15 protein-coding genes are annotated in these 16,649 nt (G+C 56.6%); 8 read left to right on the top strand and 7 right to left on the bottom strand.

Annotated features, from left to right (window positions below; genetic code table 11):
- The first annotated feature begins 197 nt into the window (after positions 1 to 197).
- Positions 198 to 1,214 (top strand): low-specificity L-threonine aldolase, encoded by a 1,017-nt coding sequence (gene ltaE / locus LZP73_RS03200; protein WP_234233331.1) that lies wholly within the window; start codon positions 198 to 200, stop codon positions 1,212 to 1,214.
- Positions 1,215 to 1,305: 91 nt separating this feature from the next.
- On the opposite strand, the gene LZP73_RS03195 is transcribed toward ltaE, so the two are convergent.
- From LZP73_RS03195 to LZP73_RS03185, 3 genes are all read right to left on the bottom strand, one after another.
- Positions 1,306 to 2,106 carry a hypothetical protein gene (locus LZP73_RS03195; RefSeq protein WP_234233025.1) on the bottom strand — a complete coding sequence of 267 codons (801 nt, stop codon included), beginning with the start codon at positions 2,104 to 2,106 and terminating at the stop codon, positions 1,306 to 1,308.
- A 65-nt stretch (positions 2,107 to 2,171) separates the two neighbouring features.
- Positions 2,172 to 3,800 carry an alkaline phosphatase gene (locus LZP73_RS03190; RefSeq protein ID WP_234233024.1) on the bottom strand — a complete coding sequence of 543 codons (1,629 nt, stop codon included), beginning with the start codon at positions 3,798 to 3,800 and terminating at the stop codon, positions 2,172 to 2,174.
- Positions 3,801 to 3,827: 27 nt separating this feature from the next.
- Complete coding sequence (locus LZP73_RS03185; RefSeq protein WP_234233330.1) at positions 3,828 to 5,324, bottom strand: alkaline phosphatase; 1,497 nt, start codon at positions 5,322 to 5,324, stop codon at positions 3,828 to 3,830.
- Positions 5,325 to 5,609: 285 nt separating this feature from the next.
- On the opposite strand from LZP73_RS03185, the gene LZP73_RS03180 reads away from it, so the two are divergent.
- Entirely contained in the window at positions 5,610 to 5,978 is a 369-nt protein-coding gene (locus tag LZP73_RS03180) for an acyl-CoA thioesterase (protein ID WP_169563375.1), read from the top strand.
- A gap of 23 nt (positions 5,979 to 6,001) precedes the next feature.
- Here the strand turns inward: LZP73_RS03180 and LZP73_RS03175 are convergent, their stop codons facing one another.
- From LZP73_RS03175 to yiaY, 3 genes are all read right to left on the bottom strand, one after another.
- Positions 6,002 to 6,217 carry a hypothetical protein gene (locus tag LZP73_RS03175; RefSeq protein WP_234233023.1) on the bottom strand — a complete coding sequence of 72 codons (216 nt, stop codon included), beginning with the start codon at positions 6,215 to 6,217 and terminating at the stop codon, positions 6,002 to 6,004.
- A 158-nt stretch (positions 6,218 to 6,375) separates the two neighbouring features.
- Positions 6,376 to 6,741, bottom strand: coding sequence for a cytoplasmic protein (locus LZP73_RS03170; protein WP_234233022.1), 366 nt, complete (start codon positions 6,739 to 6,741; stop codon positions 6,376 to 6,378).
- Positions 6,742 to 6,912: 171 nt separating this feature from the next.
- Positions 6,913 to 8,073, bottom strand: a complete 1,161-nt coding sequence (gene yiaY, locus LZP73_RS03165; RefSeq protein WP_234233021.1) for an L-threonine dehydrogenase — start codon at positions 8,071 to 8,073, stop codon at positions 6,913 to 6,915.
- Between the two features lie 505 nt (positions 8,074 to 8,578).
- Between yiaY and betI the strand changes: the two genes are divergently transcribed.
- The 6 genes from betI to LZP73_RS03135 all read left to right on the top strand — a co-directional run bounded on the left by betI (position 8,579) and on the right by LZP73_RS03135 (position 15,397).
- Positions 8,579 to 9,184, top strand: coding sequence for a transcriptional regulator BetI (gene betI, locus LZP73_RS03160; protein WP_234233020.1), 606 nt, complete (start codon positions 8,579 to 8,581; stop codon positions 9,182 to 9,184).
- On the top strand, positions 9,175 to 10,638 hold the full coding sequence (betB, locus tag LZP73_RS03155; protein WP_234233019.1) for a betaine-aldehyde dehydrogenase: 1,464 nt from the start codon (positions 9,175 to 9,177) through the stop codon (positions 10,636 to 10,638). Before betI ends, betB begins: the two co-directional genes overlap by 10 nt.
- 9 nt (positions 10,639 to 10,647) lie before the next feature.
- Positions 10,648 to 12,333: a choline dehydrogenase gene (betA, locus tag LZP73_RS03150; protein WP_234233018.1), complete on the top strand. Its 1,686-nt coding sequence runs from the start codon at positions 10,648 to 10,650 to the stop codon at positions 12,331 to 12,333.
- Between the two features lie 315 nt (positions 12,334 to 12,648).
- Positions 12,649 to 13,866: a BCCT family transporter gene (locus LZP73_RS03145; protein ID WP_234233017.1), complete on the top strand. Its 1,218-nt coding sequence runs from the start codon at positions 12,649 to 12,651 to the stop codon at positions 13,864 to 13,866.
- A gap of 63 nt (positions 13,867 to 13,929) precedes the next feature.
- Positions 13,930 to 14,634 (top strand): TorF family putative porin, encoded by a 705-nt coding sequence (locus tag LZP73_RS03140; protein ID WP_234233329.1) that lies wholly within the window; start codon positions 13,930 to 13,932, stop codon positions 14,632 to 14,634.
- A gap of 277 nt (positions 14,635 to 14,911) precedes the next feature.
- A complete protein-coding gene (locus LZP73_RS03135) occupies positions 14,912 to 15,397 on the top strand; it encodes a MarR family winged helix-turn-helix transcriptional regulator (protein WP_169563367.1) in 486 nt (161 codons plus the stop codon).
- Positions 15,398 to 15,589: 192 nt separating this feature from the next.
- Here the strand turns inward: LZP73_RS03135 and LZP73_RS03130 are convergent, their stop codons facing one another.
- Positions 15,590 to 16,207 (bottom strand): peptidylprolyl isomerase, encoded by a 618-nt coding sequence (locus LZP73_RS03130; protein WP_234233016.1) that lies wholly within the window; start codon positions 16,205 to 16,207, stop codon positions 15,590 to 15,592.
- Positions 16,208 to 16,649: the final 442 nt, after the last annotated feature.

Raw genomic sequence — 16,649 nt, 5'->3', positions numbered from 1 at the left:
GCTCATGTTGACGCTCGCTTGGTGGCGCCCGCTTGTTTGTTGGGATGGCCCCAGGGGAGGGGGCGCATGATGGCGTCTATTAAGCAAAATTGCCGTTAAATTCAAATGACAAGCCTGTACAGCGCGGCGCGCTATGGGTAAAGTCGAACCGCACCCGCCCGGTATTTGCCGGCACCAGCCATTCTGATGAGGCCAAGATGATAGATTTTCGCAGTGATACAGTGACTCAACCCACACAGGCCATGCGCCTGGCCATGTCCAGAGCCGAGGTCGGTGATGATGTCTATGGTGACGACCCTTCGGTCAACGAGCTGCAGCAGATGGCGGCACAGATGTTCGGTTTCGATGCGGCGCTCTTTACCAGCTCCGGCACCCAGGCCAACCTGTTGGCGCTGATGTCCCATTGCGACCGGGGTGATGAGTACCTCTGCGGTCAGCAGGCCCACAATTACAAGTTTGAAGGCGGCGGTGCGGCTGTGCTGGGCAGCATACAGCCGCAGCCGCTGACCAACCAGAGCGATGGCAGCATATTGCTGAGTGATATTCAGGCGGCGATCAAACCCGACGATGTGCATTTTGCCCGCACCCGGCTACTGAGCCTGGAGAACACCATAGGGGGTAAGGTATTGCCCCAGAGCTATATCGCCCAGGCCCAGGCTTTGGCCTTCAACCATGGACTCAAGATCCATCTGGATGGTGCCAGGGTCGCCAACGCCGCGGTGGCGCAGAATATCGCCATCGGCGACATCACCTCACACTTCGACTCTGTGTCCATCTGTCTCTCCAAGGGCCTGTGTGCCCCTGTGGGCTCTTTGCTGCTCGGCGATAGCCGGCTGATCGCCAAGGCCATTCGGTGGCGCAAGATGCTGGGTGGCGGCATGCGCCAGGCGGGGATCCTGGCCGCGGCGGCCAAGCTGGCACTGACGGAGCAGGTCGAGCGTCTGGGTGAAGACCATGCCAATGCCGCCTACCTGGCGCGGGCCCTTAGCGAGATAGCCGAGTTTGACATAGACATGAGTCTGGTACAGACAAATATGGTGTATGCCAAGGTCGGCGCCGGGGTCGACACAGGGGCGTTGGCAGTTGGGCTCAAGGCCAGGGGAGTCCTCATCAGCCCGGCACCCACCCTGCGTCTGGTGACCCACAAGGATGTCGGCCGTGCCGACATAGATAAGCTGGTGCTGGAGCTCAAGTCCCTGCTCAGACAGGGATAAAGATAACAGCCTGCGATTGCAGGCTGTTTTATTGGGCTTGTCCGTAGGCTGAGTTAACCCGGGCGACAGGCATGAGCCATGTCAATGGCGGTTAATGGCCATGGCCGCCATCGTCCAGTGGATGCCCTTCGCTGTCGTAGAAGCCTGAGCCGCCATGCTGGATGAAGCCCTGGTGGATCATCTTGGCGATGAAAGGATCTGACTCGCTGTCACCCACATCGGCGAAATCCAGATCCTGATAATCTGCAATCATGGCGTCGAATTCGGCCGCGCTCAGGGGGCTGGCGTCGACCAACTGGTAGCTCAACCCATCTTGTCCCTGATGATGGCTGAAGCCATAGGGCAAGGCCAATGCCGGGATCCAAGCGAGATCCAGGCTGGCACCATGGCGTTCGCCGCGATATGCTTGAGTGGCGAAACAGCCCTGGCGGGACTGGGCCCCGGGTTCAAGTTCGGTCGTGAGTTTGCTCGGCACCAGATGGTAGAGGCTGTCGCCGTCATACTGGATATTCAGGGCGCGGAGATCGCCTTTCCTGTAGGTGATGGAGCGTTTCTCCCTGGGAAAGTAACGCACATATTCACCGTCCTGGGTCCAGGACTCGAAGCTCTGGAGTTGCTGTTGGCCGGCCTGCTTCTGGACATCCGCCTGAGCCAGGCGCTGCACTATCAGGTTATGATCCTTGCGCAACAAGCGGATCTGCCAGCTTTGGCCCGCCTCATTCTTGATGAGATAACGGGCGCTGAGGTGTTCGGCATCCAGTGGGGCGCACAGCTGCGAAGCCGCTGTCTGGGTGTCGATTGAGGTGCCGACCGATGCCGGGTAGGCAAGGGGGTGGGCTGCAGCAGTGCAACCCAGGCCGATAAGAGGTAATGCCAGTAACCAAGACTTCATTTGGCTCTCCAAATCAAAATAACAAAAGGCAAGCGCAGCCGTGCTGCGCTTGCCCGGTGCTGCGCTTATTGCGCCGCTTCGGCTTTAGCCACCAGGTTGGCGGCATGATTGATGACGTGGAATATATGGTTCTGCTCGACTGTGCCTTGGATCAGATCGGCACTCGGACCCCGGGCAAAGATAGCCACGTCTTCACCTGCATGGGTCTCGTCACCCAGAGGGATCAGCGCTTCCTGATGGTAGCCAGGGCTCTGAGTGTCGACATAGTTGAGATCCTTGCGACCGCTATCCACAGGGAAGCCATAACGCTCGTCACCCCCAGTTGCCAATGAGGCGTAACCCATGCCGTTGGCATAACCTACGGTAGTGTATGGCAGGCCATTGTTATCCGTGGAGTTGGTCGTTGCAGGCAAGCCATTGGCATCGTTGCTCTTCACCAGGCCCAGGATAGGGTTGCCCCGGGTCGGATAGCCGGCAATGGTGAACACATGACTGTGATCCGCAGTGACCATCACCAGGGTGTCGTTTGCCGAGGTTTTCTCCATGGCGACACGGACTGCCTCAGACAAGGCTATGGTGTCGTGCAGGGCGCGTGCCGCATTGCCCGCATGGTGGGCATGGTCTATGCGGCCGGCTTCGACGATTAACACGAAACCTTTGTCGTTCTTCTTCAGCAGATCTATGGACTTGGCCGTCATCTCCGCCAGTGAAGGTTCACCCGTCACACCGGCTTCGGTACGATCCAGATCGTATTCCATGTGTGAAGAGTTAAACAAACCCAGCAAGTGATCTGTGACCTGGGGATTTACCGCCAGGAAACTGTCCCTGTCCTGCACATAGGCGGCATTGGGGTACTTGGTCTGCCATTCGGCGGTCAGGTCGCGACCGTCGTTGCGCTTACCCGCCTTGCCTTCGGGATCTGTCATGGTCTTGGGGATGAAGGCACGGCGACCGCCACCCATGACCACGTTGAGGCCGTCGCCATAGCTGAAGTCCAGCAATTGAGCTGCTATGTCTTTACAGCCATTGGTTACGGCTTCGGCGGGCAGGTTTGAATCTGCTTCCCAGTTGCGTTCGGGAACATGGGCATAGGTTGCCGCCGGCGTTGCATGGGTGATACGGGCCGTGGTGACCACGCCGGTAGACATGCCGGCCATGGCGGCCAGTTCCAGTGAGGTCACCAGGTTTTGGCCATCGGCAGAAGCACAATTCCCCCGCTCGACGCCTTCGGCCTGGGAAATGACGCCGACATCGGTTTTCACCCCTGTCATCATGGCGCTCATGGTGCCGGCCGAGTCGGGTGTCTGACCATCTACGTTATAAGTCTTGGACAGACCGACATAGGGCAGGGTCTCGAACGACAGTGAGTTTTCCTCGCCCGTCTGCCCCTTGAGCTGACCGTCGAGAATGCGGGCCGCGGTGATGGTGGAGACACCCATGCCATCGCCGACGAAGAGTATGACGTTCTTGGCGGCGCCGGCTTCATCATTGGCAGACAGACCCGCCGCCTTGGTCACCCGTGCCTGACCATCGACATACCATTGGTTGACCGAGGTCCAGTCCTGGCCCTTGCTGCCATCGGCACCGTTGGTACCATCCGTGCCATTGGCACCCGTCTCGCCCGTTTCACCGTCGCCACATGCCGCCAATCCCAGCAGCGCTGCTATCGAAAGTACCAGTAATTTCTTGTTCATTTTCATTCCCACTCTGTTAATTGGTTATTAGTACTTAGTGCCGCCAAGCTGCTGCGCCTGATTGATAATGTGGAAAATAACGTTTTGCTCTATCACGCCTTGAGCCAGCTGAGAGCCTGGACCCGTGGCATGCAGGGCTATGTCTTCGCCGGCATGGGTCTCGCTGCCCAGGGGGATGAGAGACTGTTGCATGAAGTCTTTATCCTGGGTGTCGACCGAGGTGAGATCATCACGGACGCCTTCCACTGCGCCTGGACCATTGGTGTAGGCCAGGGTGGTGTATGGCTTGTTATCGTCGGCGATGGCCAGGCTGCCATCAACGCCATGCACCAGCCCGAGTATGGGGTTACCACGCTTGGGATAGCCGGCAATGGTAAACACATGGCTGTGATCTGCCGTGACCATGACCAGGGTATCGTCCGGATCTGTGCCTGCGACGGCGGCCTTGACGGCATTGGACAATTCCACTGCGTCGGTCAGTGCCCGCTTGGCGTTACCCGCATGGTGACCGTGATCTATGCGGCCTGCTTCGACTATGAGCAGATAGCCTTTGTCATTCTTCTTCAATATTTCCAATGCCTTGGATGTCATCTCCGTCAGTGATGGCTCGCCGCCGACATCATCGCTCCTGTCGGTTTCATATTGCATGTGTGACGGATTGAACAGACCGAGCAAGTGATCCGTGGCTGTGGTGTCTATGGCATCGAAACCTGCCTGGTTCCAGACATAGGCGGCGTTGCTGAACTTGTCGACCCAGGCCTTGGTCAGATCCTGGCCGTCTTTGCGCTTGCCTTTCTTGTTCTCGCCATCCGTGACGTCGTTGGGGATGAAATAACTGCGACCACCGCCCATGGCCACGCTCAGGGCGTTGGCTTCATCACGCATCACCAATTGGCTGGCGATGTCGGTACAGCCGTTGGCAACGGCTTCAGCCGGTAAGTTGGCGTCCGACTCCCAGTCGCGCTCCGGGGTATGGGCATAGGTCGCCGCCGGCGTGGCATGGGTCAATCTGGCGGTAGTGACTATGCCTGTGGACAGGCCCTTGGCATTGGCCAGATCCACCAGGCTGATGAGTTCATTGCCCTTGGATGACAGGCAGTTACCACGCAGGCTGGCGTCGGAAACGGAAATAACCCCGGCCTTGGATTTCACCCCGGTGGCCATGGCTGTCATGGTGCCGGCCGAGTCAGGGGTTTGCTGATTGGTGTTGTAGGTCTTGACCAATGCCGTATGGGGGAATTGCTCGAAGCTGAGGAAGTTCTCCTCGCCGCCCTTATTACCGGCCATCTGCTGGCCCTGATAAATACGCGCCGCCGTGAGGGTGGAAATCCCCATGCCGTCGCCGACGAACAGGATCACATTTTTGGCGTGTTCCTTGGTTTCCAGCTGCGTCTTGGCAGCGACGTTGGCTGCACTGTCCTTGAACCACTGGCTGTCGGTCTGAGTCGTCGGCAGCACTGCAGCGTTGGCCGCCATAGACATCAAACTGCAGGAAACAAGCGCAGCTAATTTTTTGATATTCATCACTTTCATCACCATTGTTGTTTTTGAAGTGTGGGGGAGGTCCCTGTCATAACGCGCCAAGATTGTCGGAGATGAATGTGACGTTCCAAGGTCATCGAGATTGCATTTTTATGTCTTAATTGTGACTCGGGAGCGGATCTTTCGGGTGCAACAAAGACTATCTTTGGTGCAGCTTAGGCTGAATCCGATTCGTGATTTTATGTATCTTATTGTTTTTATGGGTTTAAATTGATGTGGCGCAGAAAATGCTGTTGAGTTGACTCTATCCTATGGAGGGCAGCAACAATGAAATACTACAGTCGTCGCTTGATTAAACCCGAACATTTAAATCCGGCCAATACCTTGTTTGGCGGGCAATTATTGAGCTGGATAGATGAAGAGGCGGCCATCTTTGCCGGATGCCAGATGAAGAGTCAGCGCCATGTGACCAAGCTCATCTCGGAAATCAATTTCATGATGCCGGCCCGCCAGGGGGATGTGATCGAGTTCGGTCTGGAATTGCTGAGTCTGGGGCAGAGTTCCATCACGGTAAGGTGCGAGGTGAGAAACAAGCTGAGCCAGGTGCCAGTGGTGAGCATAGAGAAGATGGTATTCGTCAATGTGGATCTGCAGGGCCAGCCCGTGCCCCATGGTATGCGGGCTAACGCCGCCTGAGCTGGCAGACGGCGCAAAGCGGCTCAGCCTTTTTTGCTGAGATCTTCCTTGACCGAAATGACGGCGTCGCGGGAGGCATGGCCTACGGCCTTGGTGGTATCCCGGGTAGCATGACCTATGGCCTTGGTGGTGTCCTTGGCGGCATGGCCGATCGAGCTGCCTGCCTGTTTGAGGTCGGCACAAGCGGCCAGGCTGGCCAATGTTAAGGCTGAAATAATCAGGGTGTTGCAGAGACGCATAGACACTCAGGCTTGATGATGGATAGGCATTAATGCAGGGGAATATGCCAGTAAATCTTGGCTATGGCCAGTATTAGCAATGGCCAGTAAAAGGAAGCCGGTAAAAGCGCCCGTCGCCGGCAGCAAGGCCGGGACGGATGCGGCGTTTCGGCTATACCTTAGTCCAGCTTGGCGATCCTATGTTGATAATCTTCAATGAGGTGCTGCATTATCATCTCCGCCGAGGCGTCCTGACAGCAGTTATCCAGCAGTATCTTGAAGGTGACCAAGGCATGGCCATCGTTTTTCAGTCTGTCGCTCTGCATCGAGAAATAGGCGTCTTCATTGTCAGCCTTGCGCACCACAAACTTATTCATTTCGAAGCTTTTATTGCCCGCCTGCTCATGCCATTTGGTCATGCGGTTGAGGGCAATTTCGCAGGATTGATTGATCTCTATATGATTGAGCCAGCTGGCAGTTTGTTCGTTATCTTTGTAATGTGGGCATCTTACAGTGTAGTTATATACATGGGTTATCGCTGTCATAATTTACCTACCTGTTCGGGGAGATTCTTGTCATCATAGGCACCGTTTTTCTATTCGGTCAACCATTATTCAAGTTTAGTTTAAGCCTGCTAACTCTCTGTGTTCGCGGTAATTAATCTTGCCCAACCCGGCCCGGAGCGAGTGTGCTGAACCGGGCCTGGTTGCAGACCGCTAGAGGGCGTTGGCAAAGATCCGGCAAATCTCCTCATGGGTCGCCTGTTTGGGGTTGGTGAAGCCGCAGGCATCTTTCAGGGCGTTGGTCGCCAGTGTCGGGATGTCTTCGGCTTTGACCCCAAGCAAGCTCAGGTTTTCCGGGATATGTACGGCAACAGACAGGCGTTTGATGGCCGAAATCGCCGCCGCTGCGCCTTCTTCATCATCCATCAGACTGACGTCTACCCCCAGGGCTTGGGCCACGGCCTTGAGGCGCGGCGCCGCTACCTCGGCGTTATACTGCTGCACATGGGGCAACAGCAGGGCGTTGCAGACGCCGTGAGGCAAGTCATAGAAGCCGCCTAACTGGTGGGCCATGGCATGAACATAGCCCAGACTGGCATTGTTGAACGCCATACCCGCCATGAATTGGGCGTAGGCCATCTGTTCACGGGCATGGATATCCTCGCCATGCTCGACCGCGGTCACCAGATTCGCGGCGATCAGTTCCATCGCCTTGAGGGCACAGGCATCCGTGATCGGGTTGGCCGCCGTCGACACATAGGCCTCGATGGCGTGGGTGAGGGCATCCATGCCGGTTGCCGCCGTCAGCGCCGCGGGTTTGGCCAGCATCAGCTCGGGATCGTTGACCGAGATGATGGGGGTGGTGTGCTTGTCTACTATCGCCATCTTGATGTGGCGGCTCTCATCCGTGATGATGCAGAAGCGCGTCATCTCACTGGCGGTGCCGGCCGTGGTATTGATCGCCACCAGGGGCAGCTGAGGCTTGGCAGATCTGTCCAGGCCCTCATAGTCCTTGATGCTGCCGCCGTTGCTGGCGACCAGGGCTATGCCCTTGGCGCAGTCGTGAGGCGAGCCGCCACCCAGAGAGAGCACAAAGTCACAGTCCCGGCTATCGCCGGCGCCCCTCAGCAGGGCCAAGCCGGCCTCGACGTTGGCAACCGTTGGGTTGGGCTGAACCCCATCAAAAATACGGCTGGCTATGCCCAGGGTCGCCAGCTTATCGACCACTCTGGCCACCAGGCCCAGTTCGACCAGGGGTTTATCCGTCACTATCAGGGCACGCTCGAATCCCAGTGTCTTAATGTCCTCTATGGCATCATCCAGCGCGCCTTGGCCCAACAGGTTGACCGAAGGTATAAAAAATTTAGCAGTCATAGCCTTACCTCGAATGCTTGAGTCAATAGGTGTTGGGGCTAAGCTAACAAGGCGCTGCCGACTCGGGCTTGATCTGTGTCAACCAAAGGACCTAAAGCGGGACCTGTGTTCCCGGCTTGCCACCCAAGTCACATAAGCCTGGTATCCGCGCTGCCGTTGCTGGCAGGGGCTGGCGCCTCCATGGCTTAAATGGTGGTTGGCTAGGTTAGGATTACTAAAAAATCATATCAACAGTAATTATTTCAATAAATATTACTATCCATTGCTCCAACTGTTAAAAGTCAATCTTAAAACAGCTATTTGATTGTTTTTAATCTTAATAATCTCAATTTTTTGTGGCCGGCTAGCTTGTCATAGGCCTAGTGATCTTAAGGTTTGATCCCGGTCATGGCCGACACCCCACTTGATGATTACTGTTCGAATCATTAGTATTGTGCTGATTGAACGTTCAATCAATGCTTGCTTCCCGGCAAAATGGGCCAGGCAAACGACGGGGCACACAGCTATGCAAACAACAGACATCTCCAGAGTGCGCAAGCAGCAGTTGGTCGATGCAACCCTGGCTTCGGTGGCGGAGTTTGGCCTGCAGAACACCACGATCAACAGCATAAGCCGACTCGCCGGCATGTCATCCGGGATCATCAGCCATTATTTCGGCGGTAAGCAGGGGCTGATCCAGGCGACCCTCAGGCATCTGCTGTCGCAGCTGAAGCTGGCATTGCTCGAACGGGTCGCCGGCGCGCCTTTATCGCCGCCGCAGCGGCTGATGATGATAGTCGAGGCCAACTTTACCGAATTACAGCGTTCCAGCCCGGCCACCAAGACCTGGCTGAGCTTCTGGTCCCAGGCGATGCACGATCCCGCCCTGAGCAGATTACAGAATATCAACAGCGAGCGTTTATACCGCAATTTACGCTACTCCTACAGGCAATGCCTGCCGCCTGAGCAGGTGGACCCGGCCGCCAAACAGACTGCCGCCATGATAGATGGCTTCTGGTTGCGCAGCGCCCTGAGCGCCGAGCCGGCGCCCGAGTTTGAGCGGGCCGAGGCCCTGTGTAAGGCGTTTATTGCGGACAAATTAGCCCAATACGGAGCAGTAACATGTCATTGAAGTGCTATCAGAATTTTATTTCGGGTCGGTATCTGGCCAACGCCACGGGTGAAACCTTCGAGGTCATCAACCCGGCGACGGGACGGGTGGCCTATGAGGTCGAAGTCGCAGATGACAAGATCAAACAGGCGGCCATCGCCAGTGCCAAACAGGGCTTTGCACTCTGGTCGGCCATGAGTGCCACCGACCGCAGTCGCATACTGCTTAAAGCCGTGGCCTTGCTGCGTGAGCGCAACGATGAGCTGGCGGCGATCGAAGTCGGGGATACAGGCAAGCCCTGGCAGGAGGCCTCGGTTGTCGACGTGGTCACGGGCGCCGACGCCATCGAATTTTTCGCCGGGATTGCGCCGTCGATTGAAGGCAATCAGCAACAGGTGGGCAGCGATTTTTACTATACCCGCCGTGAACCCCTGGGCATCTGTGCCGGTATCGGTGCCTGGAACTACCCGCTGCAGATTGCCTGCTGGAAGTCGGCGCCGGCATTGGCCTGTGGCAACGTCATGATTTTCAAGCCTTCGGAGGAGACCCCCCTGGGGGCGTTGAAGCTGGCGGAGATCTTCACCGAGGCTGGGGTGCCGGATGGGGTCTTCAACGTGGTGCAGGGTGATGGCGCCGTCGGTGCCTGGCTGACCCTGAATGCCGACATTGCCAAGGTGTCCTTCACCGGGGAAGTCGGCACGGGCAAGAAGGTGATGGCGGCGGCAGCCAGCTCCCTGAAGGACGTCACCATGGAGCTGGGGGGAAAATCACCGCTGATCATCTTCGACGATGCCGACCTGGACAATGCGGTCTCGGCCGCCATGTTGGCCAACTTCTACACCCAAGGTGAAATCTGTACCAATGGCACCCGGGTGTTCGTGCATGAAGCTGTCTATGCCAGTTTCATCGACAGGCTGCTCGAGCGCACCCGCAACAACCTGGTGATAGGGGATCCCATGCGTCCCGAAACCAACTTCGGTGCACTGATCTCCGAGTCCCACAGAGACAAGGTGCTGGGTTACATAGCCAAGGGCATTGCCGAAGGTGCCGAGCTGCTGCATGGCGGCGAGGCCCTGAGTCCTGCCGATGCGCCCTGTGGCTACTTCGTTGCCCCCACCATTTTCGGCCGCTGCCGGGATGAGATGAGCATCTGCCGTGAGGAGATCTTCGGCCCTGTGATGTCCGTGTTGACCTTCAGCGATGAAGATGAAGTGGTACGCCGCGCCAACGATACCCAGATGGGATTGGCGGCCGGGGTCTTCACCCAAGATATCAGCCGCGCCCATAGGGTGATACATAAGTTGCAGGCGGGGATCTGCTGGATCAATGCCTACGGCGCCTCACCGGCGCAGATGCCGGTCGGTGGCTACAAGTTGTCCGGTATAGGGCGGGAGAATGGCAGCGAAACCCTCAAGCATTACACCCAGCTCAAGGCAGTGTATGTGGGATTGACGCCACTCGAGAGTCCATTTTAAGGAGACCCCATGCCTGAGCATAAGTTTGATTACATCATAGTAGGCGCTGGGTCGGCGGGCTGTGTGTTGGCCAACCGGCTCAGCGCCGACGCCGCCAACCGGGTGCTGCTGCTCGAGACCGGGGGCAGCGACAAGAGCATCTTCATCCAGATGCCGACCGCCCTGTCGATCCCCATGAACAGCAAGAAATACGCCTGGCAGTTTGAAACCGAGCCTGAGCCACAGCTAAACAACCGCCGCATGCATTGCCCCAGGGGCAAGGTGCTGGGGGGCTCGTCCTCCATCAATGGCATGGTGTATGTCCGTGGTCATGCCAGGGACTTCGACGAGTGGCAACAGACGGGAGCCGAGGGCTGGGACTACGCCCATTGCCTGCCTTACTTCAAGAAGGCCGAAACCTGGGCCTTCGGCGCCGATGACTACCGGGGCGGCACAGGCCCCCTTGGGGTCAACAACGGCAACCAAATGCAGAACCCCCTGTACCAGGCCTTCGTCGACGCGGGTGTCGATGCCGGCTATTTCCACACCCGGGACTATAACGCGCGCCAGCAGGAGGGCTTCGGCCCCATGCACATGACGGTAAAGAATGGGGTGCGCTGGTCGACGGCCAATGCCTACCTCAGGCCCGCCATGTCCCGTCCCAATCTGACTGTGCTGACCCATGCCCTGGTGCATAAGGTGCTGTTGGAGGGTAAGCGTGCCGTCGGGGTGCGTTTCGAGCGCAAGGGCAAGGTCGAGGAGCTGCATTGCAGCAAGGAAGTGATACTCTCGGCCGGCTCCATAGGTTCGCCTCATATACTGCAGCTGTCCGGCATAGGTGAGCGCGACAGCCTGGAACGGGCGGGGATCCCGCTCAGCCACGAATTGCCGGGTGTTGGCCAAAACCTGCAGGATCACCTGGAATTTTATTTCCAGTTCAAATGCAAGCAGCCCATCTCGCTCAACGGCAAGCTGGATCCCTGGAATAAGTTGCTGATAGGCGCCCGCTGGATCCTCAACCGCAGCGGGTTGGGGGCGACCAACCATTTCGAGTCCTGTGGTTTCATCCGCTCCAAGGCCGGGGTGGAATGGCCGGATCTCCAGTACCATTTCCTGCCTGCCGCCATGCGTTACGATGGTCGTGAGGCCTTCGCCGGTCATGGTTTTCAGGTGCATATTGGCCATAACAAGCCCAAGAGCCGCGGCGCAGTCACGGCCGTCAGTGCCGATCCCAAGGCGCATCCACAAATTCGCTTCAATTATCTTTCCCATGCAGCAGACAGAGAAGGCTTTCGGGCTTGTGTGCGTCTGACCCGGGAGATCATCAATCAGCCGGCATTGGACGCCTATCGCGGCGAAGAGATCCAGCCGGGAACCTCAGTGGTGACAGATGAACAGATAGATGCCTTCGTGCGTCAAGCGGTCGAGAGTGCCTATCACCCTTCATGCTCCTGCAAGATGGGCGTGGATGCCATGGCTGTGGTGGATCCCCAGACCCGGGTCAGGGGCATGGAGGGGTTGCGCGTCGTCGATTCATCGATTTTCCCCACCATTCCCAATGGCAATCTGAACGCGCCCACCATCATGGTCGCCGAGCGCGCCGCCGATCTCATCCTCGGCCATCAAGTGTTGGCGCCGAGCCCTGCCGAGGTCGGCATGGACAGGGATTGGCAGAGGCAGCAACGCCAGGGTGAGCCCAAGCGGCAGCCGGCTTGATGCCTGCCATCAACATAGAGGCCCGTCCAGGCGGGCCCTGTCAGTGAACAGCCGGACCGACTCGGTCGGGTCCGGCTGAATTCAGCAAGGGGCCCAGGCCCAGCATTGGAACACAGCGCAAGCTATCAGGGTTTAACTATCGCTATCAAGGTTGGCAGTGTGCACTGCCCGGCAAGCGATACTTAAGGCTTGAGGCCGTTTACGGCTTTAAGAATTGCTCTGTGTTCCTTAATCAAGCTATTGAGAAATAGCGTTTAAATAAAAATAAGGAGCAATAACTATGTTTTATTTGCCTCATGCAGCGGGGTGGTTGAAATGACCGGCTGGCTATCCGCGGGGATTCTATTCACCTTCACGGCAATCGCGTTCGTGCTATATCGCTGGGGTAATCTCAAGTGCGTCGGGGTGACACCTGTACGTACCTTTACCTTTATCGCCATCCTATTTACCTCGGGTTTGGATGTGGGGCTGATCATGTTCCCCCTGACAGAGTTTGCCGGTTATGCCAATACTGCCGCCAGTCCTGAATATGGTTTCAGTAACCCTTTGGCGATAGAGTTTGGCTTCTGGGCCTTCCTTATCTGGGCGTTTTACTTCCTGACCTGTTTCTACTTCTGTGTCATTGAGCCCAGGGTACGTTTCTTCGACATCCCCTGGGTCAAGTTCATCAATAATCTGGTGATCATAGGCACCTGTGCCTTCACCGCCTATCTGTTGCTGACCAATTTGCCCTGGTACTTGCCCGAGCTCGGCGACGGTGAAACCTTGGTCGGCAGTTTCTATTTGATCGTCTTTCTGGTCATAGCAGCGGCGGTGTATTCGAGCACCAGCCTCAGATATGTCCGTATCCTCAGCCTGGGCAGCACCTGGTTATTCATCGGCTTGATCGCCCTGATGTGGAGCGGTGCCTTCCTGGGAGAAGGAAACCATCCGGGTGAGTTTTTAACCAGCTTCGCCCTGCTGGGGGATTACTTCGTCAACATTCACCACTTCGTGTTGCCGATCAACGATTACCATGAGTTCTACCTCTTCTGGTGGTTCGCCTGGAGCATAATGATAGGCCAGTTCACTTCCCGTTTCGTCGGTGGCCTCAAGACCTATCAGGTATTGCTGGCCATGATGCTGTTCCCCTCCATCCCCATCGCCATCTGGTTTACCGTGCTCTATTACTACAACGTCAATGGCTTGGAAACTGCGGGTTTCTACAACCTGGCCATGGTGCTGGTCGGAGTGTTGTTCGTGATCAACTCGCTGGACTCCTTGATCCGTCTCTATACGGACAACCTGGGGCTGACGGTGGCGCGCTTTGGCAAGCTTAAATACTTCCTCGGCAACCTTGCCGCCATGTCGGCATTGACCCTGTTGTTCAAGCTGGATTTCCTGCAGATCCAATGGGTGGGGGCCCTGGCCATAGGTCTGATATTTGCCTGCCTGGGTTATATCCTGGCGAAAAAATTCAGGATTGTGAGTGAGATAGAGGCTTCGCCTCGGGATAACAAAATAGATTTCAATAAGATAGAAATGGCCAACTAGCCTCCGTCTGTGAACTTGAAGCGATATTTTTAAAACTAACTAGATAAAAACAGTGAGATTATGATGAAAAAAACGTTATTGGCCCTGACCTTTTCGGGCCTGGCAGCCTTGTCCGGCGCGGCGCATGCCGGCCTGTCCGCCACTGTGACCGGCGCCTCTGATTACAGCTTCAACGGTGTCAGCCAGACGGATAATGGCCCGGCGCTGCAGGCCAGCCTGGATTATGCCGCCGACAACGGCTGGTATCTGGGATCCTGGGCCTCGAACGTAGACTTCGGCAGTGCCGACGATACCTGGCTGGAGCTGGACTTCTATGGCGGTTACTACCAACAGTTGAACGAGCGTGTCAGCCTGGATACGGGTATCGCCTATTATACCTATCATGGCGATGACGCATCCGATGACTATTACTACCCGGAAGTCTATGCCAAGTTTGGCTATGACTCTTCTCTGGGGCATTCGGAAGCCAACTTCTGGTATAGCTGGGACTACTTCGGGATGGGGGCGGATCATTATATTGCCATGTTGGCCCATAGCTTCGAAGTGGCCGAAGGCCATACACTGCGCCTGAGCGTCGACCGCTCAACTTCGGGTAACACGGACAAGTGGGCCTGGGATACGCATAAGGCCTATAACCATGTGCGTCTGGCCTATATGACCAGCTGGAGTGGGTTCGATTTCAACCTGGCAGCCGAAGATACCAGCATGAATACCGACAGGGCCGATGCACGCCTGGTGTTGGCCGTGTCGCGCACCTTCAGCTTCTAAGCCGAGCGGTTTCAGCTTCTAGGCCAGATTTCAGCTTCTAAGCTAAAACCCTGCGTCGGCTGGGCGCCTAATCGGCAGCCGGCCAGGGAAACCCGGATGGCAGGGCAAGATGAACATCTTGCCCTGCCATCTTGTTTTCTTCTCCATGTATGCAGCCGGGGCCAGTCGCCACGGGTTGTTGCAGATATCTCAGAAAATTAGCCTTAGAGTGGCATTTGAGGCATGAGTGTTGGCGTATTTTCTGCTATTGTGCAGTCGATAATAGAGAAAGGGCATTATGGAAAAGTACGAACAGTTATTGATCTCCTTGCGCAGGATCATTCGCGCCATCGACATACACTCTCGTCAGCTGAATAAGCAGTCGGGGCTGACCGGGCCACAGCTGATGGTGATGCAAAAAATTGCTCAGCTGGAGGCGCCCCTGGCCAAGCAGGTGGCTCAGGAAATCACCCTGAGTCCGGCGACTGTGACTAACATCATAGACAGGCTCGAGAGCCGGGACTTAGTGATCCGCAGGCGCAGCGAGTCGGATAAGCGCAAGGTGCATCTGTATCTGAGCGAGGCGGGCAAGAGCCTGCTCGAAAGCTCACCCAAGCCGTTGCAGGAACATTTCATCAAGCGCTACCAGGGCTTGGAAACCTGGGAACAGAGCCAGCTGCTGTCGGCGGTCGAGCGTATCGCCTCCATGATGGATGCCGAGGAGCTCGATGCGGCGCCCGTGTTGCTGGTGGGCCAGATCCAGGACGATGAATCCCAGCATTAGGGTTGAGCCTGTTGGCCTGTTGAAAATAGTGCAAAAGGTGTCCCGGGGGACACCTTTTTTGTTTGCTGCCGGCGCGCCACCTGCTCCTCTTGTTGCCCCATTATTTTGCCTGTGGTGATTTGCCCTTGGTGGCCACCGGCGACTCTAATTGTGGGCAATGTCAGTTACAGGCTATTCCAATTGAAGGCGACTTCAGTTGCAGGCGACTTCGGTCAGGCTGTCGATCAGCACTTCCGTCTTGGGCACATCTGCCATGCCCTTGACCGTGGCAGTCTCGACTATGCTTATCTGATCCACCACCTCCATGCCTTGGGTCACCTCGCCGAATACCGCATAGCCATAGCTGCTGGCGGAGGCGTCCAGCTGTGGATTGTCGAGTATGTTGATGAAAAATTGCGAGGTGGCTGAATCGGGATCGTTGGTGCGGGCCATCGCCAGGGTGCCGCGTTTGTTGCTCAGGCCAACGCTTGCTTCATTCTTGATCGGGGCATCGGCCGGCTTGGGCGTCAGCCCTGTGGTGAAACCGCCGCCCTGGATGACGAAGTTGTCGATCGCTCTGTGGAACAGGGTGCCATCGTAGAAGCCCTTGTCGGCATACTGCTTGAAGTTCTGGCCCGTAACCGGCGTGTTGCTGAGATCTATTGCCAGGCGAATATCCCCCATGCTGGTGCTCATCAGGTAGCAGATATCGGCCTCCAGGCTGGGGGGCGTCTCAGGCGGTGTGATCGGCGGCGGGACTGGATTGCCGTCTTCGCCCGAGCCACAGGCGAAGACCAGGCTGCTGAGTGTCAGTACTAGGAGTTTTTTCATGTGACGTCCTTAAATCTGAAGCTGCTGCGAAAATGCACGGATTGACTCGGTCAAGGAAGGCATTCTTGCAAGGGCATGAGTGGAATACAAGTTTATAACTGCATAAGATACAAAGTGTTGCACTCAAGTTGGTTTCATGGATTTGGATGGGCCCATGAGGTTGCAGCCCAGAACCAGATCCCCAGAACCAGAGCCCCAGCCCAGATCTCCAGAACCAGAGCCCCAGAACCAGAGTGCGCGCTTCCCCCCTTGCCTGGGATGCATTTGCATGCACATTTTTTGTGCATATTTGCTTCATCTTAGTGCCCTAAGGCGGAGGGGCTCGGTCGGCGAAGGGGCATTTTTCCCTTGCGCCCCCGCCATGCTCTTATCGCAAGCCAATGATCTGCAATGGAAGTTCTCTGTCATGGCGCTGAAATGAATCTGTCTTCATCCTGTTATG

Source organism: Shewanella sp. AS16 (genome assembly GCF_021412365.1).
GTDB lineage: Bacteria > Pseudomonadota > Gammaproteobacteria > Enterobacterales > Shewanellaceae > Shewanella > Shewanella salipaludis.
The sequence above is the reverse complement of the archived record's forward strand: the minus strand, read 5'-3'. Positions and strand labels throughout refer to the sequence as shown.